Consider the following 26,327-nt stretch of genomic DNA (forward strand, 5'->3'; position numbering starts at 1 on the left):
CCGGGTCGACCACGGTCATGTGCCAGATGATCTCGAGCACGAGACCGATGACGCTGCAGACCATGAATACCCAGAACAGGTTGAAGAAGTTGAGCTTGATATAGCCCTCGCCGGTCTCGTCGCGGCCGAGCATGCCCTCTTCCGCCGCCTCGCGTTCCTGCATGTTCCGCAGGCGTGCCTGCAGATCGCGCTCCTCGCGCAAAGACGGGTCGATGGTGACGGAGATGGCCAGCAGGATGACGAGCTGGACGGCAGGCTGGATCAGGTGGGCGCCGATGCCGTTGAGCATGATGTTGGCGAGGATCTGCGCAAGCGTGATGGCGATGAGCGCCTCGGACCACAGCGCCGCGTTGCGACGCTGGTTCTTGATGAGCGAGAGGCCGAACCGGATGAGCAGGACCGATGCCACCAGCGTGAGGATGACGTTGATGGCCGTGACGACGACGGTGAGGGTCGGGTCCGCGGCGATGCTGAGCTTTTCGGGCGAGGTCGCCAGCACGATGCCCACGACTGCGATGAGCAGCACGATGAGCGGCAGGGCGACGATGCCGTCGATGAGGCACAGCGCGCCGTATACCTTGTAGATGCGCGGGATGCGCTTGCGTTCCTCGGGCGTAGGGGTCTTGGGATCGAGGCCGTTGCCCGGCAGGTCGTAGTCGGGTAGGCCGGATGCGGCGGATGCGTTTGTGTTCACAGGGGCTCCTTACGTAGTTGCGCGAGATGATACCCCGCGGAGCGGCGGCCTTTCGCACGAGCCTCTTAATTATGGCTGAACGGGTGCTCCGAACCGGTTGTCTCGGGAAACACTGATCAATTCATTCCGCATCGGTCGGCCCCGTGCCGCGTGTGACATGCAAAAACTGTGGGGTTTCATCATGTACGAACATGCTGCGAAAAAACTTCGACGGCGTCGGGTATGATGAAAACAAACATACGCTTCGCGCATGTGCATGGCTGGGGTGCGAGGCCTCTGCAACCGGTTTCGCGCCCCTTCGCACATTACGCGGGGACGCATGCGTAAATTTCAATCGACAACATATTCCATACGCCTGTGAGCAGGTTCGTTCGTGCCATAATGTGCAGGTATTTTTACGCAAGAACGCGTGTGCGCAAAGGACGATCATGGCTCAACAGATCACGAATACCCCGGCAACTTGCGAATCCGCCCGCGAAGACGCGCTGCACGAGGAGTGCGGCGTCTTTGGCGTGTGGGCGCCCGAACGCGACGTGGCGCGCCTCACCTATTTCGGCCTCAAGGCGCTGCAGCATCGCGGCCAGGAGTCCGCAGGCATCGCGGTGGGCGACGGCGGCACGGTGATGGTGCGCAAGGACCTTGGCCTTATCGACCAGGTGTTCACCGATGCGGACCTCTCGACGCTGACCGGCCAGCTCGCCATCGGCCACGTGCGCTACGGCACGGCGGGCGCCAAGAGCTGGGAGGCGGCGCAGCCCCATCTGTCCACCATCAACGACGTGATTATCGCGCTCGCCCACAACGGCACGCTCGTCAACACCGACGAGCTGCGTCGCCAGCTGATCGAGCTGGGTGTACCGTTCCTCTCCAACTCCGATTCCGAGGTGGCCGCCAAGCTCATCGGCTACTTCACCCAGCGGACGCACCATCTGCGCGAAGGCATCCGCAAGACCATGGAGCTCGTGCGCGGCGGGTACGCCATGACGCTCATCAACGAGCAGGCGCTCTACGCCTTCCGCGACCCCTACGGCATCCGCCCGCTTGTGCTGGGCAAGCTGGTCGACGAGGGCCTGGACGAGGTGGACCCCTCCGCCGTCTCGGCGCTGCCGTCCCAGACAGACGATGCGAGCGGCGACGAGGGCGCGCTCGCGTCCGCGTCCGGCTGGGTCGTCGCCTCCGAGACCTGCGCGCTCGATATCGTGGGCGCACGCTACGTGCGCGATATCCGCCCCGGCGAGATCCTGCGCATCTCGGCTGCGGGTCTGGTGTCCGAGCAGGGCGTTCCCGCGGCCGCCGAGAGCGCCGAGTGCATCTTCGAGCAGGTGTATTTCGCCCGTCCCGACTCCATCATGGGCGGCAAGTCGGTCTACGCGTGCCGCTACGACATGGGCCGGCGCCTGGCGCAGGAGAACCCGGTCGATGCCGACATGGTCATCGGCGTGCCCGACTCGGGCCTTCCGCCGGCGGAGGGCTTTGCCCGCGAGAGCGGTATACCCTTCGGCGAGGGCCTCATCAAAAACCGCTACGTCGCGCGCACGTTCATCGCGCCCACGCAGGAGCTTCGCGCCATGGGCGTGCGCATGAAGCTGAATCCGCTGCGCGACAACATCGCCGGCAAGCGCCTCGTGGTCATCGACGACTCCATCGTGCGCGGCACGACCATGGTGCAGCTCGTGAAGATGCTGCGCCAGGCCGGCGCGGCCGAGGTGCACGTGCGCATCAACTCTCCCGAGGTCGTCTGGCCGTGCTTCTACGGCATCGACACCGATGTCCAGGCGCAGCTCATCAGCGCAAACAAGTCGGTTGAGGAGATCTGCGCGTTCATCGGCGCCGACTCGCTCGGCTTCCTGTCGGTCGAGGGCCTGCTTGCCTGCCTGCCGGAAACCGGCGTCTCAGCCGGCGCGGGCTGCCCGGTGCACGGGTACTGCACCGCCTGCTTCACGGGCGTCTACCCCGTAGCCATCCCCGACAGCTTCGGGCGCGACAAGTTCATGCCCGGCTACAACCCCTGCAACCTGAGCGAGAACCCTGTGCTCCCGCGCGATGTCGTGCGCGTCAAGGACCACGACCACAGCTGGGAGGAGCACCACGAGCGGTAAGAAGCCCGTGAGTTGATACCAAATTCCGAAGCCCCGGCTTGCGTGCCGTTCCATCTCTCATATCGTGCAAATCGGGGACGTACCTGTTGCGTGCATTTTTGCACGCAACAGGTACGTCCCCGATTTGCACTTCAAAGCAGCTCTCGAGGTGATGCCGAATTCAGGGACCTTTGGTCCATGTCCCGCTCTATCTCTCAGGCTATCTCTCAGTTATCTCTCAGATCTGAGAGATAACTGAGAGATAGCCTGAGAGATGTAGCTAATCTGAGAGATGCGCGCTGCAAGGTGCTTGCTCGCCGGGCGTGTGCTGCCCCGGCGCACCTGCTATGATTTGGCTATCTGAAGATTTCTCCGGAAAGGATCGCCGATGAGCGAGAACACCAAGCACGTGACGTATGAGGATGCGGGCGTCGATACCGCCGAGGGCGGTCGTGCGGTCGATGCGATCAAGCAGATGGTGGCCGAGACCAACCGTCCCGAGGTCGTCGGCGGCATCGGCGGGTTCGGCGGCCTGTTCTCCGCGTCCGCGCTAAAGGACATGGAGGACCCCATCCTCATTTCCGGTACGGACGGCGTGGGCACCAAGCTCGTGCTCGCCCAGATTCTCGATCGTCACGAGACCGTGGGCCAGGACCTGGTCGCCATGTGCGTGAACGACATTCTCGCCTCGGGCGCCGAGCCGCTGTTCTTCCTCGACTACATCGCCATCGGCCATATCGAGGCCGAGCACATGGCAAAGATCGTGCGCGGCGTGGCGGACGGCTGCAAGCTCGCGGGCTGTGCGCTGGTGGGCGGCGAGATGGCCGAGCACCCCGGCGTCATGCGCCCGGATGACTACGACCTGGCGGGTTTTGCCGTGGGCGTCGTCGACCGCCCCAAGATGCTCGATCCGGCGAACGTTCGTCCCGGCGATGTCATCCTCGGCCTGCCTTCCACCGGCGTCCACTCCAACGGGTACTCGCTTGTGCGCAAGGTCATCGGTGTCGACGGCATCGTGCCGGGCACGCCCGAGGCCGCGGCCAAGAAGGCCGAGCTTGAGGGTATCGAGGTCGCACCCGGTCTGAGTCTCGCCGACGCCCTGCTGGCGCCTACCCGCATCTATGTGAAGCCCATCCTCGAGCTGCTGCGCTCCGGTGCCCCGGTTCATGCGATCGCCCATATCACCGGCGGCGGCATCACCGAGAACCTCAACCGCGCGCTCGCCGACGACGTCGATGCCGTGGTGACGCGCGATGGCGCCGCGATGGGCTGGGACGTCCCGCCGGTGATCACTTACGTTTCCGAGCATGCCGAGCTCGCCCCCAACGAGGCCTGCAAGACGTTCAATATGGGCGTGGGCCTGTGCATCATCTGCGCCCCTGAGGACGAGGCTGCCATCGCCGAGAAGCTCGAGGCGATGGGCGAGCATCCCTTCCGCGTCGGCACGTGCGTTGCGGGCTCCGGCAAGGTGGTGTATTCGGATGAGCAGTAGCGACGAGTACCGCAGGCTGGTCGAGGAGGCCGGCCTGCCGCCCGAGGCGCTTCCGAGCGACGCCTTCTTCAACGCCAACGTGGACGGGGAGCTCAAGCGCGCCCTCAAGAAGGCCATCGAGGAGCTGGAGCCGGCCGACGAGGCGCCGCACTTCCCCGACTGCAACGAGATCCAGGCTCATCGTGCCGCTGCGCGCGCGGCGGGCGAGCCGCTCGAGCCGTTGAAGATCGGCGTGCTCATCTCCGGTTCGGGAACGAACCTCCAGGCGCTCATCGACCGCATCGCCGACGGGTCGCTCAACGCCAAGATCGAGCTTGTCGTGGCAAGCCGGCCCTCGGCCAAGGGTCTCCAGCGCGCCGAGGCTGCGGGCATCCAGACGCTCACGCTCTCCAAGGAGATCTACGCCGATCCCATTGCCGCCGACGAGGTCATCGCCCATGAGCTACTGGAGCATGGCGTGGAATATGTGGTCATGGCGGGTTACATGCGCATGGTTCACGCGCCTCTGCTCGTGACGTTCCCCAACCGCGTCGTGAACCTGCATCCCGCGCTGCTTCCGAGCTTCACGGGCGCGCACGCTATCGCTGACGCCTACGAGCGCGGCGTCAAGGTGACGGGCGTGACGGTTCACTTTGCGAACGCCGCCTACGATGCGGGCCCGATCATCGCCCAGCGACCGCTTGCGGTCGAAGAGGGGTGGGACATCGATACGCTCGAGGCCCATATCCACGAGATCGAGCACGAGCTGTACCCGCATGTGGTCCAGCTGCTTGCAGACGGCCGCATCCATGTGCGCGAGAACCTCACCGTCGCCGTTCAGGAATAGCGCCGCGGCGAAAAGACCAGCGTTTCCCTCGGGCCCGGCATCGATGCCGGGCCCTTTTTTCGGCCACCGTGCAAATCGGGGACGTACCTGTTGCGTGCATGCATGCACGCAACAGGTACGTCCCCGATTTGCACGTTCGTGGAGGTGGCTGGACGGGCAATCGGCCCGGTTCCGCGAGGGCCTTCGATGTTGCACGGCGATAAGGAAAAGCCGGGTTGTATGCAAGGCGGTGCAGGTTGGGTGTGCCATAAGGCCCAGAAGGCTGCAATCGGGCGTTTTGTCGGTCGCCTCGGGTGAACGTGCTATAGAATCGCTGGAGAACGAAGGCCCGACGGACGGAGCGAACCATGAGCGAGACCTGGACAGTAAAGCGTTGCCTCGACTGGACGAACGAATATCTGGGCGGCAAGGGTATCGAGAAGCCGCGGGTTTCGGCTGAGTGGATGCTTTCGTCAATTCTCGGGCTGTCGCGCACCCAGCTCTACATGAGCTTTGATAGACCTTTGCTGCCCGAAGAACTCGATCGCATGCACCGGTCGGTCGTTCGCCGCGCAAAGGGCGAGCCGCTGCAGTACATCACGGGAGATACGCAGTTCCGGATCATCGACGTCGCCTGCGAGCCGGGCGTTTTGATCCCGCGTCCCGAGACCGAGATGCTCGTCGAAGAGGTCCTCGCGTTCATCGACCGCGATGTGTTCGGCGAGGCGGACGGGGCATCGCGCCGAGAGCGGGCCGCGCTGCCTTGGAACGCTGAGGTCGAGGCGGCCCGCCGCGCGGAGGAGGCTGCTGCCGCCGAGAAGGCGCGTCAGGATGCTGCCGAGTCCGAAGATGACGGCCCAAAACCGGATGGGGACGGTCTGCCTGAGGACCGACCCGACGATGACGTGGACGGGTTCGAAGGGGAGGCCGATGCGGAGGGGAGCGAGCCCCGCTGCGCCCGTATTCTCGAGGTCGGGTGCGGGACGGGCTGCATCTCGCTGTCGTTTGCCGCCGAGCGTCCCGGGCGCGTTCGCTGCATCGCGACCGACATAGAGCCTCGCGCCGTCGCGCTGGCGTGCCGCAACCGCGATGCGCTCGGCATAGGCGCCGAGGTCGTTGATTTCCGAGAGGGTAACCTCGTCTCTCCGCTCGACCGTCAAACGGAGTGGGGGACCTTCGATGTTTTAGTCTCCAATCCGCCCTATATCCCGACGTCGGTGATGAAGCAGCTGCCGCAGGAGGTGGCCGCATACGAGCCGGAGCTCGCCCTCGAGGGCGGGGAGGACGGCTTGGATATCTTCCGTCGACTGGTCAATGCCGCGCCGAGCATGGTGCGTCCGGGCGGCCTGCTCGCATGCGAGCTTCACGAGACGGCGCTCGATGCCGCTGCCGGCATCTGCCGTCAGGCGGGATTCGAGAACGTGCGGATCGTGAGCGACCTTGCCGGGCGCCCGCGCATCATTCTCGCTGTCGTGCCCGAAGCGGCGGTGCTTGCGGCTCGCGAGCGCTTCGCTCGCCGCGCGTAGGGGCGCGCCGCAAAAATCGCTTGGCCCGAATCACATATCACGTACATACTTTCGGCCCTTTGCCGAGAATATTACCCGCTTGTCTGCTGGGTTGAGTCGATTCCGGCTCCCTGCGGCCGCGGCGTGAGACAATGCAGCGGGGCGCGTTTACCGCGCGCTGATAAATCGTTTACGCAAAACGGACGAAGGCAAAGGGAGTGGTCGTCGCATGCAGCGGATCTATCGGGTGGGCGGAGGCTCCGGCCCGCATCCTCTGGCTATCCGCGATGCGGCGCAGGTTCTGACCGCGGGCGGTCTCATCCTGACGCCTACGGAGACCGTCTACGGCATCGGCGTGGCGATCGGCGCATATGCGTCGTCGGGGGACGAGGCGCCCGCGCCCGCGACCGGGTACGGCCGCATCTTCACACTCAAGCGGCGTGACGTCCGCCAGACCGTTCCCTGGCTCGTTGCCGGCGAGCGCGACCTCGATGCGTTCGGCGTAGATGTTCCCGAGGGCGTCCACGTGCTGGCCCGTGCGTTTTGGCCCGGCGCCCTGACCCTGATCGTCAAGGCCTCCGATCGCGTTCCGCGGTTCATGCGGGCTGCGGACGGCACGGTTGCGCTGCGCGCGTCGGCGTCTCCTGTCGTCCAGGCGCTTGTCCGCGCATGCGGCTCGCCGCTGGCCGTAACGAGCGCCAATACGCACGGAGCTCCCGCGCCGGCATCGTTTGCGCAGGTGGAGGCTCGCATTCTTGCAGGGGTTGACGCCGCCATCGATGCAGGCGAGACCGTTTGCCACGATGCGTCGACCATCGTGTCGCTGTTCGATGGCGAGCTGGACATCATCCGGCAGGGGGCCTTGTCCGCCGCAGACATCGAGTCCGCCCTCGCTTCCTGTTCCGTTTCCTATCGTAAGGTGCATTAGCCATGGCTTTCCTTTTTAACAATCTCGGTCTGGTCGATCGCGTCGGGACCCTGCCCGGCGCCAGCTATATCATGGCGCTCGACTCGGGCACCACATCGGTGCGCGCCATCATCGTCGACGAGTACGACTGCATCGTCGCGCAGGCGTCGAAGCCCATCAAGACGACGTATCCGCATCCCGGATGGGTCGAGCAGGATCCCACGGAGATCCTCGCCTCTCAGATCGCCGTGATGGCCGAAGTCCAGTTCAAAAGCGGCATCCATTCCGACCGCATCGCGGCGATCGGCATCTCCAACCAGCGCGAGACGTGCGTGGTGTGGGATCGCGACAGCGGTCAGCCCATCTACAACGCGATCGGTTGGCAGTGCCGCCGCACGGCCCCCATCGTAGACGAGCTCATCGCCGCTGGGTACGAGGACGTCGTGCGCGAGAAGACCGGCCTCAAGCTCGACCCGTACTTCTCGGGCACGAAGATCAAGTGGATCCTGGACAACGTGAGCGGCGCGCGCGAGGCCGCCGAGGCCGGCGAGCTCATGTTCGGCACGATCGACACCTGGCTCATCTACAACCTGACGAACGGCTTGGTCTATGCCACGGACATGACCAACGCGAGCCGCACGATGCTCTACAACATCCATACGCTTGAGTGGGACGACGAGCTGCTGAAGATCATGGGCGTGCCGCGCTCGATGCTGCCCGAGGTCCGGTGGAGCTCGGGTGATTTCGGTCATGTGTCGAGCGAGGTCATGACGCACATGCCTCCCATCGCCGGCGTTGCCGGGGACCAGCAGGCGTCCTTCTTCGGCCATTGCTGCTTCGATCGCGGCGACACCAAGAACACGTACGGCACCGGCTGCTTCATGCTCATGAACACCGGGAACGAGGTCGTGCATTCGAGCAACGGCCTCATCTCTACCATCGGCATCGCAGAGGGCGGGACGGTCTCCTACGCGCTCGAGGGCTCGATCTTCCATGCCGGATCCATCATCCAGTGGCTTCGCGACAAGCTCGGGATCATCTCCAGCGCACGCGAGACGGCCGATATCGCGCGGTCGGTGTCGAGCAACGACGGCTGCTATCTCGTTCCGGCGTTCAGCGGCCTGGGCGCCCCTTGGTGGGATCCCATGGCGCGCGGTCTGATTACGGGCCTGACGGCGGCATCCGATCGCTCCACGCTCGTGCGCGCCGCATGCGAGTCCATGGCGTACCAGAGCTATGACGTCTTGCGCGCCATGCAGGCCGACGCGGGCATGAAGCTTTCCGAGCTTTCGGTCGACGGGGCGGCGTCGCGCAACGAGTTCATCATGCAGTTCCAGGCGGACCTTCTGGGTATTCCGGTCGTGCAGACGGAGGCGGTGGAGACGACGGCGCTCGGGGCGGCGTATCTCGCCGGTCTGGCTGTCGGATACTGGGAGGACCGCGAGGAGCTGGTCGCCGACCATGCGCTCGGGCGCCGTTTCGAGCCGCAGGGCAGCGACGAAGAGATCGCACATTGCCTTTCGGGCTGGCACGATGCCGTGGCGAGATCGCGAACCGTGATACAGTGATACCGGCCTCCATCGCATGCTGATATATCAGGAGGCCTGACGACTGGAAAGGAACAAGCCATGCGCGTTGCCATCGCTTCCGACCATGCCGGATTCGAGCAAAAGCAGATGCTCGCCGACTTTTTGGCCCAAGAGCTCGACGTCGATGTCCAGGACCTGGGCCCCGCCACAGACGACCGGGTCGACTATCCCGATTATGCGGAGAAGGTGGCGCATGCGGTGGCCTCCGGCGATGCCGACCGCGGCGTGCTCGTGTGCGGAACCGGCATCGGCATGGCGCTTGCCGCCGACAAGGTGGCCGGCATCCGCGCCGCCTCGATCGTCACGCCCGATTTCGCCGACCTGTTCCGTCGCCACAACGACGGCAACGTCATCTGTCTGTCCGGACGCTTTACCGACCCTGAGGTCAACAAGGAGATCCTTCGCGTGTTCCTCTCCACTGATTTTGAGGGCGGACGGCACGCGCAGCGTGTGGCGAAGGTCATGGATTTGGATCAGGGAAACACCGATTAATTCATTCCGCGCCTGGCGCCCCCGTGGCGGGCGCCTGCGGGCTCAGGCTGCGTCGGCGCAGCCCCACTGTGCCTTCCTCGCCTTCGCCTGCATCCGCCTCGCCACGGAGACGCCCGCTGCGAAAGCAATCAATCGGTGTTTCCCTGGGAAACCCTGACCAATTCATTCCGCGGCGGTCGGCCCTGTGCCGGGCGCCTGCGCATGACGGCGGGGGAGATGCGGATCGGCCGCGCCCTCTCGTCTTCGGTGCGGCGGCTATGCGCCGGCAGATCGGGTATAGGGCATATGGTGCCGGTTTCCCCGCCGACCGAGCGCCCTGTCAAGGGGCGCTCTTTTTGCAAACCGGGCGTCGTCCCATGGGGGCGCGCTTGTCGGCGGATCGCCTGCACCTACATATATGTCTATACGAAAGAGTCGGAATGCGGCTGGAGGGTTGTTTGATGGTGGAGTTTGATCGGTCTCGTGTTGCGGTGGTCGACCACCCGCTGGTACAGCACAAGCTTGGAATCCTGCGCGACAAGCGGACGGGGACCAAGCAATTCAGGGATCTCGTTCGAGAGCTCGCGCATTTTGAGTGCTACGAGGCGACGCGCGATCTGCCGCTCGAGGATGTTGAGATCGAGACGCCGATTAGCGCGACGACCGCGAAGCGCATCGCCGGTCGAAAGCTCGCCGTCGTGCCGATCCTGCGCGCCGGGCTCGGCATGGTTGACGGGGTGCTCGATCTGGTGCCGGCGGCGCGCGTGGGGCATCTGGGGATGTACCGCGACGAGGTGACGCACGAGCCCCATGAGTACTATGCCAAGCTTCCCCGAGATATCGCCGAGCGCACCTGCCTGGTCGTGGACCCCATGCTCGCGACGGGCGGTTCTGCGGAGGCCGCGCTGCAGTACCTGCGCGCACACGGCGCGACCGATATCCGCTTCCTGTGCATCGTCGCGGCGCCCGAGGGGCTGGCGCGCGTGCTCGAGGCGGATGACGAGGTGCGGGTGTACACCTGCTCGATCGATGAGGGCCTGAACGGGGCCGCGTACATCGTGCCCGGCCTGGGCGATGCGGGGGACCGCATCTTCGGGACCCTGTAGCCGCAGGGGAGGCGCCGGCCACGCGACCCTTGCATCGGGCCGTCGTGCCTGACGCCATGGATAGGCGCGGTGACGGCAGGTGCGAGGGTGCGGCCTTCCCGATTCGCATGCAACAAGGCCGCTCGTCGACAAGCGGGCTCCATCCATTGGTTGAGCCCCATGCGTCATCGGCATCGTAGGTCGGCTATGCTGTCGCACAGTATCATAGACGGAAGGGACGTGGCTGCCATGCCGCTCGCAGCAGGCTGCGACATCGCATTCGGCTTCGGTGGAGCTTTTGTGGGCGCTATCGGCGTCGTGCCCATGTTCTGCGCGGTCATGCCCGTGCTTCATGGAACGAAGCGCGCCGGTATCGGCCGCGGAATGGCGTCCATCGTCATCTCGTTCGGGTTCCTCATGGTCGCGGGCGGGATTGCATGGATGGTGATTCCGAAATGTTTCTTGACCTTTACGGTCGGGATGGTAGTAGGATACTTTGCTATGCTTGCGCTGTTGTGCGCGCTTGCGCTCAGACGGTCATAAGACCGCGCTGCAGCGGTACTCAAGGAGGGTTTAGTTTTGGACGCGTTTGCTCAGCTGCCTGGCGAGATCAACCATCTCGTCTCTGAGTTCCATTCCATTCCCGTCGTGGGCGACCTCATGATGGGCATGACGCAGTACACGTTTTGGCTGTGCGTTTCCGCCGTTTTGCTGCTTGTTCTCATGTTCGTGTTCGTGAAGAAGCTCACGCTCGTTCCGCACGGCGTGTTCATGAACCTCATGGAGTGGGGCATCTCGTTTGTCAAAGACGACGTGTGCCAGCAGATCATCGGCAAGAACTGGAAGAAGCATTTCCCGTTTCTGGCCACGCTGTTCTTCTTCATCCTTGCGAACAACGTCGTGGGCGTCATCCCGGGCATGAAGCCGGGCAGCGGCACGATCTCCACGACCGCGGCGCTCGCCGTGGTGGTCTTCATCTACTTCGTCGCCTGCGGCGTGCGCACGCACGGGCCCATCGGCTACCTCAAGAGCTTGGCTCCCGAGGGCGTCATGTTCCCGCTCAACGTGCTCGTGTGGCTCATCGAGGTCATCTCGACCATCCTGCGCCCCATCACGCTGGCCATCCGTCTGTTCTGCAACATGTTCGCCGGCCACATCGTCATGGGTTCCTTCGCGCTCATGGTCACGCTGTTCGCCCAGCCGCTGCTCCAGGAGGTCACCGCGTCCAACGTGCTCGCGGCGCTTCCGGGCGTGCTGTTCGCCTTCATCTTGCTGGTGATTTACGCCATCGAGATCTTCGTCGCCTTTGTCCAGGCGTACGTCTTCACCATTCTGACCGCCGTCTACATCCAGGAGGCGGAGGAGACGGAGTAGCGCTTCGTTTCTCGGGCCCGTCGGGCCCATAGGTTCGGTACCGAGCGCGCAAGCGCTTGATATAAGCAGGTAGTTCCTGAATGCACGGAAGAGTGCATGCAACTAAAGGAGGAATTGTGGGAGTTATCGGTTACGGCCTCGGTGTTATCGGCGCTGGCCTCGCAATCGGCCTTGCGGCATATGGCTGCGCGAACGCAATGGCGCGTCAGCCCGAGATCCAGGGTCGCGCGTTCACCGTCTTCATCATGGGCGCCGCCTTCGCTGAGGCGCTGGCGCTCATCGGCTTCGTCGTTGCGCTGGTTGTTCAGTAAGCCGCCCCGTTGGGGAATGCAACCAGTCGTTAAGGGAGTAGAAGCCATGAAACTCGATCGCATCCGTGTGTCTGCGATTCTTGCTGCAGCGGCATGCATGGCGCCTTCTATGGCATTCGCCGAGGAGACGTCCAACGGCGCGGAGATCTTGATCCCCAAGGCTGCGGAGTTCGTGCCGGCACTCGTGATCTTCCTGATTATCCTGCTGCTTCTGTGCAAGTTCGCCTGGCCGAGCGTTATGGCCATGTTCGAGCAGCGCGAGAAGACCATCGAGGACAGCATGGACGAGGCCAACCAGGCTCGCGCCCATGCCGTCGAGGTCCGCAAGCAGGCCGACGAGGTCATCGCCGACGCGCGTCGCCAGGCTTCCGATATCGTGCTCGCCGCCCGCGGTGACGCCGAGAAGGAGCGCGCCCGCATCGTCGCCGAGGCCCATACCGAGGCCGAGGACATCATCACCAAGGCGCACGACCGTGCTGACGACGAGCTGAAGCGCGCCTACGCGGGCGCCACGGACTCCATCGCCAAGGTGTCCGTCGCCGTCGCGGGCAAGATCGTGGGCGACGCGCTCGCCGACGACCCCGAGAAGCAGCGCGAGCTCATCAAGAAGTACCTAGCGGAAGTGGGTAGCCTCCATGCCTAGTAGCGACCGCATCGAGAGCCGTCGGCTCGAGACCTATGCGCGCACGCTGCTGGAGGCCTCCAAGGCAGAAGATCACGTCTACGAGAACCTGGCACCGCTTATCGCGCAGTCGGAGGCCTCGCCCGAGGTGTTGGCGGTGCTCGCCAAGATGTCGGAGCAAGGCGACCTCGACCGCCTGCCCGAGGTTCTCGACCTGTACCGCTCGATGGTCAACGAAGAGCAGGATGTCGTGGGCGTTCACGTCACGACGGCCATCCCGCTCGACGACGAGCTCCGTGATCTCATCACGCAGAAGTGCGAATCCGACCTGGAGTCCCGCGTGTTCCTCATCGAGCATGTGGACCCCACCATCATCGGCGGCATCATCCTGTCCGCGCGCGGCCAGCGCCGCGACGCCTCTGTGCGCACGCAGCTTGAGAACGCGCGGAAGATCATGACGCAGAATTCGAACATGAGGGAGGTTTAGCGTACATGTCCGAGGCAATTAACGCCCAGAACATCGAGCGCGTCCTGGAACAGCGCCTCCTTGATCTCAACGCCACTGTCGACACGCAGGAAGTGTCCACGGTCGCCGAGGTCGGCGACGGCATCGCGCATGTCGCCGGTCTTCAGCGCGCCATGGCGGGCGAGCTGCTCGAGTTCACGAGCAGCGCGACGGGCAAGACCGTCTACGGCCTGGCCCAGAACCTCGACCGCGACGAGGTCGGCGCCGTCCTGTTCGGCGATGTCGAGCTCATCAAGGAGGGCGACGCCTGCCGTACCACCGGCCGCGTCATGGACATCCCGGTCGGCCGCGGCATGCTCGGCCGCGTGGTGAACCCGCTCGGCCAGCCGATCGACGGCCGCGGTCCCATCAACGCGACGCATCGCCGTCCCATCGAGTTCAAGGCCCCCGGCGTCATCGCGCGCAAGCCCGTGTGCGAGCCCGTCCAGACCGGACTGCTCGCCATCGACGCCATGGTTCCGGTCGGCCGCGGTCAGCGCGAGCTGATCATCGGCGACCGCAAGACGGGCAAGACCGCCATCGCCATCGACGCCATCATCAACCAGCGCGGCAAGGGCATGGTCTGCATCTACGTCGCAATCGGCCAGAAGGCGTCCACGGTTGCGACCATCCGCGAGACGCTCGCCAACCACGGCGCGCTCGACTACACCATCATCGTGTCGGCAACCGCCGCCGATTCGGCGCCCATGCAGTACATCGCTCCGATGGCGGGTGCCGCCATCGGCGAGTTCTTCATGTACAACGGGGAGAACGGCGAGCCCGCGAGCGCATCCAATCCGGGCGGCCACGTGCTGGTGGTCTATGACGACCTGTCCAAGCAGGCTGTCGCCTACCGTCAGATGTCCCTGACGCTTCGTCGTCCGCCGGGACGCGAGGCTTACCCCGGCGACATCTTCTACCTGCACTCCCGTCTGCTGGAGCGCGCCTGCAAGCTGTCCGACGAAAACGGCGGCGGCTCGCTCACGGCCCTTCCGCTTATCGAGACGCAGGACGGCGACGTGTCGGCCTACATCCCCACCAACGTGATCTCCATCACCGATGGCCAGATTTACCTGCAAAGCGACCTGTTCTTCCAGGGACAGCGCCCCGCGGTCGACGTCGGCATCTCGGTGTCGCGCGTGGGCGGCGACGCCCAGACCAAGGCCATGAAGCAGGTTGCGGGCAATCTGCGCCTCGATCTGGCCGGCTACCAGGAGCTTCAGGGCTTCACCCAGTTCGGCAGCGACCTCGATGCCGCGACGCAGCATCAGCTCACGCACGGCGCGCGCATGACGGAGCTGCTCAAGCAGCCTCGCTTCCGCCCCATGGCCGTGGCCGATCAGGTGAGCGCGCTGTTCGCCGGCAACAAGGGCTTCCTGGATGACCTGGACATCACCGAGGTGCTTCCGTTCCGCGACGGGCTCATCAAGTATCTGAACGGCGCCTATTCCGGCCTGCTGTCGCAGATCGGCGACGCCAAGCTCTCTGACGAGGTCGCAGGCAAGCTGGAGCAGGCTATCGCCGATTACAAGAACCAGTTCATCGCCGCGCGCGCCCAAAACGGCGCTGGCGCAGGCGACGGGAATGCGTAAGGAGACTCGAGCCCCATGGCCAACCTCCGCGAAATAAAGAAGCGCATCAACTCGGTGTCCACCACCGAGCAGATCACGCGCACCATGGAGATGGTCTCGACGGCTAAGATCGGACGCGCCCTCAATCGCGAGAAGCAGTCGGAGGCCTATCGCGCCGCCATCACCGACGTGATGCTCACCGTGGCCGGCGACACCGCCGCCGGCCCGAGCTCGCCTCTGCTGGTGAACCCGAATACCTACGACTGCGCCTTGCTGATCGTCATCAACTCCGACCGCGGCCTTGCCGGCGGCTTCAACGTCGCCGTCGAGCGCGCGGCCGAAAAGCGCCTGGACCACTTTCGCCGCCACGGCGCCAAGCGCATCGAGCTCATCACGTGCGGGCGCAAGGCATGCGAGTACTTCCGCCACTACGACGATGTCGTCATGGCGGTGGAGGGCGAGTCGGACGACCCGACCCTCGAGCGCGCTCGCGTCATCGCGAGCTACGTGTGCGACGGCTTTGCGAGCGGCAAGTTCGGCCGCGTGGACATCATCTACTACCACGCGCGCAACCGCGTGGACCAGGTTCTTCGCCAAGAGCGCATCCTGCCGCTCGACAGCGAGGTCCTGCACACCGCTCGCGGCCCGCGCGCAAACGAGGCGCAGGCTCCTCAGCGCCTGACGTCGCCGTTTGAGTACGCGCCGAGTGCTAGCCATGTGCTTTCCCGGCTCATACCGAGCTACGTGCTGACCGTTGTCCACCAGGCGCTGATCGATTCCGCCGCGGCCGAGCAGGGTGCGCGCCGCAAGGCCATGCACTCCGCGACTGAGAACGCGAGCGCCATCATCGCCGAGCTCACGCGCACCTACAATCGCGTGCGCCAGGCGTCCATCACGACCGAGATCAACGAGATCGTCGGTGGCGCCGCTGCATTGGAGGAATATTAATGGCAGATACCATCGTTGCCCCGACCGAGACGACCGCCGGCGTCGGACGCATCGTCCGCATCATCGGCCCGGTCGTGGACGTCAAGTTCAAGCAGGGCGTCCCGGGCATCTACAACGCCCTGGTCGTCGACGCCGAGACGCCCGTCGGTCGCATCAAAACCATCCTCGAGGTGGAAAGCCAGCTTCCCGGCGGCGTCGTCCGCTGCGTGGCCATGTCCTCCACGGACGGCCTGCAGCGCGGCATCGAGGCCGTCGACACCGGCGCCCCCATGAAGATGCCCGTCGGCAACCAGACGCTCGGGCGCATCTGGAACGTCATGGGTGAGCCCGTGGACGGCAAGCCCATGCCGGAGGTGGAGGATTACTATCCCATCCACCATCCCGCGCCGAGTTTCGATGAGCTGACGACCAAGACCGAGATCTTCGAGACCGGCATCAAGGCGGTCGACCTTCTGGAGCCCTACATCCGCGGCGGCAAGACCGGCCTGTTCGGCGGCGCCGGCGTCGGCAAGACGGTGCTCATCCAGGAGCTCATCAACAATCTGGCCCAGGAGCATGGCGGTACGTCCGTCTTCACGGGCGTGGGTGAGCGCACCCGCGAGGGTACCGACCTGTACCTCGAGATGAACGAGTCGGGCGTCATCGACAAGACCTGCCTGGTCTACGGTCAGATGAACGAGCCGCCCGGAGCGCGCCTGCGCATCGGCCTGGCGGGCCTCACGGAGGCCGAGTACTTCCGTGATCGCGGTCAGGACGTGCTGCTGTTCATCGATAACATCTTCCGCTTCTCCCAGGCGGGTTCTGAGGTCTCGGCCCTGCTCGGCCGCATGCCGTCGGCGGTGGGCTACCAGCCGACGCTCGCCACCGAGATGGGCGACCTGCAGGAGCGCATCACCTCCACCAAGACGGGCTCCATCACCTCCGTCCAGGCGGTCTACGTCCCCGCAGACGACCTGACCGACCCCGCGCCGGCGACCACCTTCACGCACCTCGACGCAACGACCGTTCTGTCGCGCAGCATCTCGAGTTTGGGCCTGTTCCCGGCTATCGACCCGCTGGCGAGCACGTCGGACGCGCTCGATCCTGCGGTTGTGGGCGAGGAGCACTACCGTGTTGCCGTCAAGGTTCAGGAGATCCTGCAGGAGTACTCCGACCTTCAGGACATCATCGCGATCCTCGGCATGGACGAGCTTTCCGACGAGCAGAAGCTCACGGTCAGCCGTGCCCGCAAGATCCAGCAGTTCCTCTCCCAGTCCTTCCATGTGGCGGAGAAGTTCACGGGCAACCCGGGCGTCTACGTGCGCGTGGGCGATACGGTCCGCTCGTTCGCCGCTATCGTCGACGGCGAGTGCGACGATCTGCCCGAGCAGGCCTTCCGCTACGCGTCCACCATCGATGACGTGCGCGAGCGCGCCGCGAAGATGGAGGCGTAAGCCATGCCTATGGAGCTGCGCATCGTGTGTCCGGATTCATGTCCCTACGATGGGGAGGCGGCGTTCGTGACGCTTCCGACCACCGATGGCGAGACGGGCGTCGCGCCGTTGCACGCGAGCGAGATCAGCACCATCGGTCCTGGGTACGTGCGCGTGTGCAACGAGAAGATGGGGCAGGTCGACCGCACGTTCGCCGTGAGCGGCGGGTACGTGCAGATTGCCGGCGACGTCATCATCGTGCTTGCCGATCGCGCTCAAGATCTGGCCCTCGTCGACGCGGATGAGGTTCAAGCCAAGATTAAAGGTTTTGAAGACCAGTTGAGCGTTTTGTCGGAGAACGATGCACACCGCGCCTACCTCTATAATGAAATAGCATGGTGTAAGCTGCTTCTCGATTCGTAGCGTTCACGCGCCGGAATACTGCAGCATACGTCAGGAAAGCATCATGCCCGGGGGCCTGGCCTCCGGGCATGTTTTGTATACCTATTGAAGGGAACGCGCTTGGACATCATTCGCGTTGAGGGCGGACATAGGCTCCACGGGAGCGTCCATGTCTCGGGTGCCAAGAACTCGGCGCTCAAGCTCATGGCCGCAACGCTGCTTGCCCCCGGTAAGACCATCTTGGAGAATGTGCCGAACATCTCCGACGTTCACGTGATGGGCAAAGTGCTCAAGCGCCTCGGCGCGACCATCGATGTCGTCGACGAGCACAGCCTGGCTATCGATACGACCAACGTTCACTCATGGGAAGCCCCCTATGAGCTCGTGGCCAAGATGCGCGCGTCCACGGCGGTCATGGGCCCGCTGCTCGGCCGTTGCGGACGTGCCAAGATCGCCATGCCCGGCGGCTGCAACCTTGGCGCGCGCAAGATCGACATGCATATCTTGGGCCTGGAGGCGCTCGGCGTCACGTTCGACACCGATCACGGCTATATCTATGCCGACGCGACGGGCGGCATGCGCGGCACGACGGTCACGCTCGAGTTCGCGAGCGTCGGCGCGACCGAGAACCTCATCATGGCGTCGGTGCGCGCCAAGGGCGCCACGGTCATCGACAATGCCGCCCGCGAGCCCGAGATCGTCGACCTCGCGAACATGCTGAACGAGATGGGGGCCAAGATCGTGGGAGCCGGTTCGCCGGTCGTCCAGATCGAGGGTGTCGACGAGCTCCACCCCGTCACCCATCGCGTGATCGGCGACCGAATCGAGGCGGGCACGTTCATCGTGGCCGGCGCGCTCCAGGCGGATGACGACGGCATCGAGGTGAACGGATTCAACGCCAACCATCTCGGTATGGTCATCAAGAAGTTCGAGCTCATGGGCATCCAGATCGACCGCCTCGGCGGCGGCGTGCGCGTGCATCGCGCCGAGCGCATCAAGCCCGTGGACATTCAGACGCTGCCGTTCCCGGGATTCCCGACCGATATGCAGGCGCAGGCCATGGTCCTGTCCGCCCTTGCTGAGGGAACCTCGGTGATTACCGAGAACATCTTCGAGAACCGCTTCATGTTCGCCTCCGAGCTTGTCCGCATGGGTGCTGATATCCGCATAGAGAGCCACCACGCCATGATCCACGGGGTTCCGGGTTTTTCGGGCGCCCAGGTGGTTTCGCCCGATCTGCGCGGAGGCGCAGCATTGGTGGTGGCGGGCCTTGTCGCCGACGGCCGAACCGAGGTGTCGGCTATCCACCACATAGACCGCGGCTACGAGCACTTCGTGGAAAAGCTGGTGCATTTCGGAGCGCATGTGGAGCGCGTAAACGTCCCCGATCCTCTCGACGACTAAAGCAGGTAGCCGTATGAAGAAAAAGCCGGTACAGGAAACGAGGCGCCCCAGCACGGGGGCGGCGAGCCGAATCTATAGCCGCGACAACGTGGGGCGCTACTCCGAGCGCGCACGCCAGCGCCGTCGGGGCAAGCGGATTCGGCGGGCGGTCGTGGTGACGCTGGTCGCCCTGCTCGCGTTCGTGGGCACGGCTGCGGGCATGTGGTTCTCCACGATTACCGGCAGGCTGAACAACAGCAGCATCATCACGTCCGGCCTCACGGACCTGCTGTTCGATACGAATATCTCCCAGGAGCCGTTCTACATGCTGCTGCTGGGCACGGACGGTCGTCCGGGCGAGGATGCGTACCGCGCGGATTCGATCATCCTGGCGCGTATCGACGCTCCGGATAAGCAGGTAACCCTCATCTCCATCCCTCGTGACACCAAGATCGAATACAACGGCGAGACCATGAAGATAAACGCGGCGCATACCTACGACGGCGCCGAGGGCATGGTGCGCGCCGTCAACGAGCTGTGCGGCGTCGAGATCTCCCATTATGCGGAAATCAATTTCGAGGGCATGCAGCAGCTGATCGATGCGGTCGGTGGCATCGATATCAACGCGACCGACGGCGTCGACGACCCCGAGCATCTCGATATCACCATTGAGCCCGGATGGCAGCATATGGACGGCGCCACGGCGCTCACCTACGCGCGCGCTCGCTATCAGTACATCGACGGCGACTACACGCGCATGCGCCATCAGCGCCAGGTGCTCGCGGCGCTCGCGAACAAGATCCTGAACGAGTTGAACATCGCCAACATCGGCGGAATCATCGACTCGCTGTCCTCCATGGTCGTGACCGACCTTTCCCCGCAGGACATCCTGTCGCTGGTCAACGCGATGCGCGGCATGAACACCGATGAGATCTGGTCGGCGAACCTTCCCTCGTGGGCGGGCGAAGATACGTATATCGACGGCCAGAGCTACGTGTTCGTACACGAGGACAAGCTGGAAGAGATGATGGCGCGCGTCGATGCGGGCAAAGACCCGCAAGGCCCCCAGAGCATGGGTTCGGGCGGTGAATCTGCCACGATCGGCGATCTGGCGAACAACTCCTCCGACGACTGGGCGTACGGTACGGCCGAGACGAGCTCGTCTTCCAGTAGCAGCGAATCCGACGACGGCTCATCTACGTCCTCTGACGAGACGGCTGAATAGCCTTGACAGAGCATGGGGGCGGCGACCGACGAGGTCGCCGCCCCCATTTCCGATCGATGGCGCGACCGGCTTGGCTATTCGAGGCGAAGGGCGCGCAGCAACGGCTTGCGGACCACATGGTCGATCGCAAGAAAGCCGGCTACGACGAGCAGGCTGCCGATGAGTCCCGCTCCGAGGACGGCGCATATGCACAGAACGGTGTCTTGCGCTCCGATCGATCGCGCCGCGTCGGCAAGAAGGAGATCCATGCCGCCTCGCCAGAGCGAATACAGCATGGATTGCAGGATATAGAATCCAAGAATCGATGAGGCCGCCGAACGGATGAGGGCGTCGCGCCGAGATGCGGCGCTGCGGGCTGGCTGGGCGCGGGCGGCTAACGAGATGGCTGCAAGCGCGCACGATATCGCCGATGTCGATTTGAACGAGGTCGCCACGAGGATGTCGACATGCCCCGCAACCGAAAGGGCGATCTCGACGCACAGCGCGCCTGCGAAGGCGACGAGGGCCGCAACGCGGACGCGTCGTCCCGTTGCCGGGTGCAGTGCGCGCTGGGCGATCAGCCCTCCGATCAGGAACGCGGCGAAATAAGTGACCGCGCTCATGAGCTTGCGCCATTCGAGCAGACCGCGCTCCGCGTCTCCCGGAGAGATGAAGGCGATATAGGCGTTGACCAGGTAAATGAGAACCACAAGGGAAAGCGCCGCCGGAGTTCGCGCACGGCAGCGCTCCCAGGCCCAGCCGACGAGCGGCGAGACGACCATGACGGCGAGGTACACCCAGATGAACTCGAGGCCTCCCAAAAGCCATCCTGTCTCGTGGAGCGATATGCCGGGCAAGGGGGTTATGAACCGTCCGATGGCGAGTGCGAGCAGCGCATAGAGGGCGACCGAGATGAGAATGACGCCCGCCCTCCTGAGCGTATTCACGCCCTGGATGCGCCAGTACCCCTCATCTCGTGACGCCTGCGCGCAGCGGGGAATCAGGAAGTATCCCGAGATCATAAAGAAGATGCAGTTTCCAAAGGCCCCGAAGAGGTTGATGAATCCGAGTGCCCCCACGGCGACGGGAGATGCGGCGACGATGGCGGCGATGTCGCCTGCTGCCGCGGCGGCGCATCGAGCCCCCTCGTCTCCCGCAAGCGCCCAGGCGGTGGCTTGCGAAAAGAGCGGCTGAAAGGTGTGAAACACCGCGATGGCGACGATGGCGAACAGCCGCAGGGACTCGATGCGCACGTTGCGCGGGGTCTTGTGTGCCATCATGCTCCTATCTCGGGCATGGCCTGCGGCCGAGCGCGCATCCGCCGGCTCGGTCGCGGGCGCGACCGTATCTAGATGAACTGGGCGACGAGGGCCTGCAGGACGTCGACCATCTTCTCCAACGAGGAGACGGGGATGAACTCGTTGACCCCGTGGCAGCAGTAGGCGCCGGTGGCGAGGTTCGGGCAGGGAAGGCCCCTAAACGAGAGCTGGGCGCCGTCCGTACCGCCGCGGATGGGAATGATGCGGCAGGGGACGCCGGTCGTCTCGAACGCGTTGCGCGCGCGGTCGATCAGCTCCGGGTAGCCCGCGACAACCTCTGCCATGTTGCGGTACTGGGGCTTGATCTCGACGGAGACGCGCTCTTCTCCCAGGCGGTCGTTGACGAAGCCCGCAGCGCGCTCCATCATGTCGAGCTTCTGCTGGAAACGCTCGGCATCGTGATCGCGGACGATATAGCGTGCGGTGGCGTGCGTGACCGTGCCGCTGATGCCGCAAAGATGGATGAAGCCCTCATATCCCTCGGTGTGCTCGGGGCGTTCGACTGCGGGGAGCATGGTGTGGAATTCAACGAACAGGTTGGAGGCATTGACCATGCGGTTCTTGGCGTCCCCCGGGTGGATGGAGAAGCCCTCGAAGCTCACCGTGACATCGGCCGCGTTGAAGCATTCGTACTCGAGCTCGCCGATAGGGCCCCCGTCGACGGTATAGGCGAACGCGCAGCCGAAAGCGGGGATATCGAGCAGCTCCGCGCCATGGCCGATCTCCTCGTCGGGGCAAAAGCAGATGCCGAGCGGCGGGTGGGGGAGCAGAGGGTCTTGAGAGATGCGGGCGACGAGCTCCATGATCTCCGCGACGCCCGCCTTGTCATCCGCGCCCAAAAGCGTGGTGCCGTCGGAGCACACGAGGTCTTCGCCCGCGACCTCGTCGAGCGCGGGGATCTTGGAGGGGTTGATGGAGACCTCTTTGCCATCGACGACGCCGCATACGAGATCGCCGCCCTCGTAATGAACGACATGGGGGTTCACGCCGTCGCCCGGGGCGGCCTCGGTGGTGTCGAGATGCGCGATCAGTCCGAGGCGCGGGGCGTTTTCGGCCCCCGGGCTCGCCGGGATATGAGCGGTGACATAGGCGTGCTCGCTGACCTCCACATCGAGGGCTCCGAGTCCGCGCAGCTCGTCGGCGAGAAGGTTTGCCAGGTCAAACTGGCATGCCGTGGACGGCACGACATCACAGTGCTCTTCGCTTGATTGCGTCGTGACTCGGACGTATCGCAAGAAGCGTTCGAGAACGTCGGACTGGTTCGGTTGATCCATGTAAGATCCCCCTTTTCTCATGACGGGCCATACGGTCAGGGCTGTTCCAAAAAGCCGCTGTTCATGTGCTCCGCGGCAGGTGCCCGGCACGAGGACGTTCGCCGCGAAAGCAAGTAATCAGTGTCTCCCTAGCGCGATGCGACGGCGCCAACGACTCTGGGGAAACACCGATAATTCATCCAGTGCCCGCCGGTCATGCGGTGGGCGTCCGTGCCGCTACCGTCTACACCGGCGTTCTTCCCGCTGAGGGGCTGCTCAGCGCGCAGGCAATTCATCGGTGCTTCCCGATCGAATGCGCTAAACTAACTTGAATGTACAACGAGAGGATGGCCCCATGGATACCACCGATGTTTCGCGCAAGCTGCATCTCACCGTCGCTAACGAAGACTACCTCGAGTGCATGGTCCGCCTGGAGCAGGAGGGCGTGCAGGGCGAAGGGATTCGTTCGGTCGATATCGCCCAGCAGCTCAACGTCTCAAAGGCTTCGGTCAACAAGGCGGTGACCGTGCTCAAAGAGCAGGGGCTGGTCGAACAGTCGCATTACGGCAAGGTCGTCCTGACCGAACCCGGCCGCGAACTGGGCCAGGCGGTATGGTATCGCCACCGACTGCTGCGTACGTTTTTGGTTCAGGAGCTGGGCGTCGAGTTCGAGCGGGCAGATGCCGAGGCATGCATGATGGAGCACGCCCTATCCGAGGACACGATGCGTCGCTGGCTGAATTATCTTGAGGACCAGGGCATCTCGGTTGGTGAGGAGTAGTCGTGTCGGGGCACGGGCAGGCGGACATGCCTCAGGACGGGCAGCTGTCATTCGATACGAGCTCGTATGATCGCACGGGCGCAGACTGGCTCGACGAGACGCTTGCCGAGCGCTCGCTGTTGATGCAGGGCCCGATGGGCTCGGCGTTGATGAGCCAGCCGGGCGGCCAGGATGTGCCGGCCGCCTATTGGAATCTTGGCGATCCCCAAGAAGTGTCCCGCCTGCACTGGCTCTATCGCGCCGCGGGCGCCGACCTTATGCTCACCAACACCTTTCAGGCGAACGAATCGGCTTTGGCGCGCGATGAGATCGCCGACACCGTCGAGCGCGTGAACAGCGCCGCCGTGAACTGCGCAAAGCGGGCCGGCGCCCCGTGCGTCTTGGGCTCGATGGGGTCGAACGGTATATTTTGGCTCAAAGAGGATTCCGAGGAGTATCGCCGCGCACGCGCTGCCTACCGAAGGCAGGCATATGCCCTGCTCGCATCGGGGGCGCACGGCATCATGCTCGAAACGTTTACCGCCCTGCGGGATCTGGAGACTGCGATTGCGGGCACATCCGATGTGGCCGACGGCATGCCCGTGCTGGTGAGTTTCGCCATCGGCGACGAGGGGAACCTGCTGGGTGATGGCCTGAATATCGAAGCGGCCTGTATGAGGGCCCAGGAGCTCGGCGCCTATTCGGTTGGAATCAACTGCTGTTCGATCGAGGCTGCGACCCAGGCGGTTCCGCGCATGACGCGCGCGACGGACCTGCCCGTTTCGGTGCGGCCGAACGCGGGGTACCCCCATCGCGGAGAAGACGGGTCGCTGACGTGGCATGAAGATCCCCAGGCGTTTGCCCGCGCCTGCGAGCAGTGGCGCGCCGATGGGGCCCGCATCGTCGGGTCGTGCTGCGGCGCCGGCGTGCTGACGACCTGCACGCTTGCCGGCGTGCTGGATATATAGCGGCGCGACGTGCGGGATGCGCGCATCCGACTTGTTGACCTTTTGAACGCTGACTGCATCGGTTCGGGCTGGGTATAGTCAAGATGCTGAGTAGTATGCACGCCATACGGGGGCAATGAGACCATGGGCGCCATGATTCGATTTGGAACAGACGGTTGGAGGGCTCGCCGCGACGGTGAGTTCACCGAGGAAAACGTGGTTCGCGTCGCGGATGCGGCGGCTTCTCTGTGGGCGCAGTCCCACCCAGGCGCCATCGTATACGTTGGATACGATACGCGCCCCGGCGCCGATGAGTTCGCCCGTCTCGCGGCTCGCGTGATCGCCGGCCACGGTCTCGTGGTAAAGCTATCCGATCGCTACACGCCCACCCCGGCCCTATCGTGGACGATATCCCATGACGCCCGTTCGTGCGGAGGCCTCATGATAACGGGCTCCCATCATCCGGCGGACTATCTGGGCGTCAAGTTTCGTGTCGCCGACGGGGGCGCCGGCTCAACGGAATTCGTCTCGGAGGTCGAGCGGGCGGTGGGCCCCGAGCCGACCGACCTGCGCGGTCCCATCGACATCGTAGACTTCACCACGCCGTACCTTGACGCCCTGGTGTCGCTCGTTGACGGCGACGCGATCGCGAACGCCCATCTTCATATTGTGTATGACCCGATGTACGGTGCGGCGCGCGGCTATCTGCCCGCCGTGCTCGGTGCGCTGGGGGTTGAAGTTGACGAGATCCATGGTGAATCCGATGAGGATATGGAGGACATGCGTCCCGAACCGATCGAGCCGTGGGTCGATGATTGCGAGCAGGCGGTGGTGGAAGCGGGCGCTTGCTGTGGCCTCATCAACGACGGCGATGCCGATCGCGTGGGAGCGGTCGACGAAAAGGGTCGCTTCGTTAACGCGCACAAGCTGTTCTCTTTGATACTCGGCCATCTCGTGCGGAACCGCGGCATGTCGGGGCGCGTGGTTCTCGGGCTTGCGTCCTCGCTTCTGACGAGGCGGGTTGCCCGCGCGCTCGGTTGCCGTTATGTGGTGAAGCCCGTAGGTTTCAAATACATATATATGGAGATGCTCAAGGGCGGCGTGCTTATCGGAGGCGAGGAGACCGGCGGCTTCGGAATACCGAGCCACTTCCCCGAGCGCGATGGCCTGCTCATGGCTTTGCTTCTGTGCGAGCTCATGGCGAAGTCGGGAAAGACCCTTGCTGAGCTCGTCGAAGAGCTTGAGGATGCGCTGGGTTCGACGAGCTATGCGAGGAGGGACTTGCGCCTCCAGTACGAAGACATCGAGGCCCTGAGGACCATGCTGCCGGGAATCAACCCTCGAAGCGTGGCTGGAAGGGAGCCGGTGCGCGTAAGCCATATGGACGGCCTTCGCCTTGAATTCGAGGATGAATCATGGCTGCTGCTGCGTCCAAGCGGAACCGAGACGCTTGTGCGCGTGTATGCAGAAGCGCAGACGGTGGAGATGAGAGACGAGCTCCTTGATGCGGGAACGGATATGGCGCACTTGAAGTTCGATTAGGAGGCATAGGGGCGATCAGCCCGAAGGCGAAAACTTAAGTATGTGTAGACCCTGTGGAGCGCCGGATTCCCGCCCCCGGGGCCGCCCGGTTCTGGCAATATAACTCCTTGCCGCGCGGCGGGGCCGCGCAGGCGGGCACCTTGAGAAC

Annotated in this window: 24 protein-coding genes and 1 pseudogene; 22 read left to right on the top strand and 3 right to left on the bottom strand. The window is 64.2% G+C overall.

The genetic code is table 11. The features are described 5' to 3' along the window. A pseudogene (locus B5F74_RS11500) lies at window positions 1-694 on the bottom strand (hypothetical protein); the annotation flags it as partial. A 428-nt stretch (window positions 695-1,122) separates the two neighbouring features. On the opposite strand from B5F74_RS11500, the gene purF reads away from it, so the two are divergent. The 19 genes from purF to B5F74_RS11595 all read left to right on the top strand — a co-directional run bounded on the left by purF (window position 1,123) and on the right by B5F74_RS11595 (window position 20,379). Further along, the gene (purF, locus tag B5F74_RS11505) at window positions 1,123-2,793 is read left to right on the top strand and encodes an amidophosphoribosyltransferase (RefSeq protein WP_087202638.1); all 1,671 of its coding nucleotides are present in this window, start codon (window positions 1,123-1,125) and stop codon (window positions 2,791-2,793) included. A gap of 367 nt (window positions 2,794-3,160) precedes the next feature. After that, a complete protein-coding gene (gene purM, locus B5F74_RS11510; protein ID WP_066831179.1) occupies window positions 3,161-4,264 on the top strand; it encodes a phosphoribosylformylglycinamidine cyclo-ligase in 1,104 nt (367 codons plus the stop codon). A 169-nt stretch (window positions 4,265-4,433) separates the two neighbouring features. Further along, window positions 4,434-5,090 carry a phosphoribosylglycinamide formyltransferase gene (purN, locus tag B5F74_RS11515; RefSeq protein WP_066831346.1) on the top strand — a complete coding sequence of 219 codons (657 nt, stop codon included), beginning with the start codon at window positions 4,434-4,436 and terminating at the stop codon, window positions 5,088-5,090. Window positions 5,091-5,437: 347 nt separating this feature from the next. Next, window positions 5,438-6,595 (top strand): HemK/PrmC family methyltransferase, encoded by a 1,158-nt coding sequence (locus B5F74_RS11520; protein WP_087202640.1) that lies wholly within the window; start codon window positions 5,438-5,440, stop codon window positions 6,593-6,595. 208 nt (window positions 6,596-6,803) lie between these two features. After that, window positions 6,804-7,502: an L-threonylcarbamoyladenylate synthase gene (locus B5F74_RS11525; RefSeq protein ID WP_087202642.1), complete on the top strand. Its 699-nt coding sequence runs from the start codon at window positions 6,804-6,806 to the stop codon at window positions 7,500-7,502. Window positions 7,503-7,504: 2 nt separating this feature from the next. Next, a complete protein-coding gene (gene glpK / locus B5F74_RS11530; RefSeq protein WP_087202644.1) occupies window positions 7,505-9,049 on the top strand; it encodes a glycerol kinase GlpK in 1,545 nt (514 codons plus the stop codon). A gap of 60 nt (window positions 9,050-9,109) precedes the next feature. Further along, window positions 9,110-9,562: a ribose 5-phosphate isomerase B gene (rpiB, locus tag B5F74_RS11535; RefSeq protein ID WP_087202646.1), complete on the top strand. Its 453-nt coding sequence runs from the start codon at window positions 9,110-9,112 to the stop codon at window positions 9,560-9,562. 440 nt (window positions 9,563-10,002) lie between these two features. Continuing rightward, window positions 10,003-10,647, top strand: a complete 645-nt coding sequence (gene upp / locus B5F74_RS11540; protein ID WP_087202648.1) for a uracil phosphoribosyltransferase — start codon at window positions 10,003-10,005, stop codon at window positions 10,645-10,647. Window positions 10,648-10,875: 228 nt separating this feature from the next. Further along, a complete protein-coding gene (locus B5F74_RS11545) occupies window positions 10,876-11,169 on the top strand; it encodes a hypothetical protein (protein WP_066831194.1) in 294 nt (97 codons plus the stop codon). 36 nt (window positions 11,170-11,205) lie between these two features. Beyond that, entirely contained in the window at window positions 11,206-12,000 is a 795-nt protein-coding gene (atpB, locus tag B5F74_RS11550) for a F0F1 ATP synthase subunit A (protein ID WP_066831197.1), read from the top strand. 116 nt (window positions 12,001-12,116) lie between these two features. After that, window positions 12,117-12,311: an ATPase gene (locus B5F74_RS11555; RefSeq protein ID WP_066831200.1), complete on the top strand. Its 195-nt coding sequence runs from the start codon at window positions 12,117-12,119 to the stop codon at window positions 12,309-12,311. A gap of 46 nt (window positions 12,312-12,357) precedes the next feature. Then, window positions 12,358-12,954, top strand: a complete 597-nt coding sequence (gene atpF, locus B5F74_RS11560) for a F0F1 ATP synthase subunit B (protein WP_066831203.1) — start codon at window positions 12,358-12,360, stop codon at window positions 12,952-12,954. Then, complete coding sequence (locus B5F74_RS11565; protein WP_066831206.1) at window positions 12,947-13,420, top strand: F0F1 ATP synthase subunit delta; 474 nt, start codon at window positions 12,947-12,949, stop codon at window positions 13,418-13,420. Before atpF ends, B5F74_RS11565 begins: the two co-directional genes overlap by 8 nt. 5 nt (window positions 13,421-13,425) lie before the next feature. Next, entirely contained in the window at window positions 13,426-15,030 is a 1,605-nt protein-coding gene (gene atpA / locus B5F74_RS11570) for a F0F1 ATP synthase subunit alpha (RefSeq protein WP_066831212.1), read from the top strand. A gap of 15 nt (window positions 15,031-15,045) precedes the next feature. Further along, window positions 15,046-15,957 carry an ATP synthase F1 subunit gamma gene (gene atpG / locus B5F74_RS11575; RefSeq protein ID WP_087202649.1) on the top strand — a complete coding sequence of 304 codons (912 nt, stop codon included), beginning with the start codon at window positions 15,046-15,048 and terminating at the stop codon, window positions 15,955-15,957. Next, entirely contained in the window at window positions 15,957-17,390 is a 1,434-nt protein-coding gene (atpD, locus tag B5F74_RS11580; RefSeq protein ID WP_066831222.1) for a F0F1 ATP synthase subunit beta, read from the top strand. Before atpG ends, atpD begins: the two co-directional genes overlap by 1 nt. 3 nt (window positions 17,391-17,393) lie before the next feature. Further along, the gene (gene atpC / locus B5F74_RS11585) at window positions 17,394-17,792 is read left to right on the top strand and encodes an ATP synthase F1 subunit epsilon (RefSeq protein ID WP_324608426.1); all 399 of its coding nucleotides are present in this window, start codon (window positions 17,394-17,396) and stop codon (window positions 17,790-17,792) included. A gap of 99 nt (window positions 17,793-17,891) precedes the next feature. Continuing rightward, on the top strand, window positions 17,892-19,175 hold the full coding sequence (murA, locus tag B5F74_RS11590; RefSeq protein WP_087202651.1) for a UDP-N-acetylglucosamine 1-carboxyvinyltransferase: 1,284 nt from the start codon (window positions 17,892-17,894) through the stop codon (window positions 19,173-19,175). Window positions 19,176-19,188: 13 nt separating this feature from the next. Beyond that, on the top strand, window positions 19,189-20,379 hold the full coding sequence (locus B5F74_RS11595; protein ID WP_087202653.1) for an LCP family protein: 1,191 nt from the start codon (window positions 19,189-19,191) through the stop codon (window positions 20,377-20,379). Between the two features lie 74 nt (window positions 20,380-20,453). Here B5F74_RS11595 and B5F74_RS11600 read toward each other — a convergent pair whose 3' ends face one another. After that, entirely contained in the window at window positions 20,454-21,635 is a 1,182-nt protein-coding gene (locus B5F74_RS11600) for an acyltransferase (protein WP_158095784.1), read from the bottom strand. A gap of 71 nt (window positions 21,636-21,706) precedes the next feature. After that, window positions 21,707-22,951: a peptidase T gene (gene pepT / locus B5F74_RS11605; RefSeq protein WP_087202657.1), complete on the bottom strand. Its 1,245-nt coding sequence runs from the start codon at window positions 22,949-22,951 to the stop codon at window positions 21,707-21,709. A gap of 334 nt (window positions 22,952-23,285) precedes the next feature. Here pepT and B5F74_RS11610 point away from each other — a divergent pair, with 334 nt between their 5' ends. From B5F74_RS11610 to B5F74_RS11620, 3 genes are all read left to right on the top strand, one after another. After that, window positions 23,286-23,711, top strand: a complete 426-nt coding sequence (locus B5F74_RS11610) for a metal-dependent transcriptional regulator (RefSeq protein ID WP_087202659.1) — start codon at window positions 23,286-23,288, stop codon at window positions 23,709-23,711. Between the two features lie 2 nt (window positions 23,712-23,713). Then, complete coding sequence (locus B5F74_RS11615; RefSeq protein WP_239283478.1) at window positions 23,714-24,658, top strand: homocysteine S-methyltransferase family protein; 945 nt, start codon at window positions 23,714-23,716, stop codon at window positions 24,656-24,658. A 132-nt stretch (window positions 24,659-24,790) separates the two neighbouring features. Beyond that, complete coding sequence (locus B5F74_RS11620; RefSeq protein ID WP_239283479.1) at window positions 24,791-26,179, top strand: phosphoglucomutase/phosphomannomutase family protein; 1,389 nt, start codon at window positions 24,791-24,793, stop codon at window positions 26,177-26,179. Window positions 26,180-26,327 lie beyond the last annotated feature (148 nt).

Origin of the sequence: Collinsella sp. An271 (assembly GCF_002159695.1) — a bacterium.
Classification (GTDB): Bacteria; Actinomycetota; Coriobacteriia; order Coriobacteriales; family Coriobacteriaceae; genus Collinsella; species Collinsella ihumii.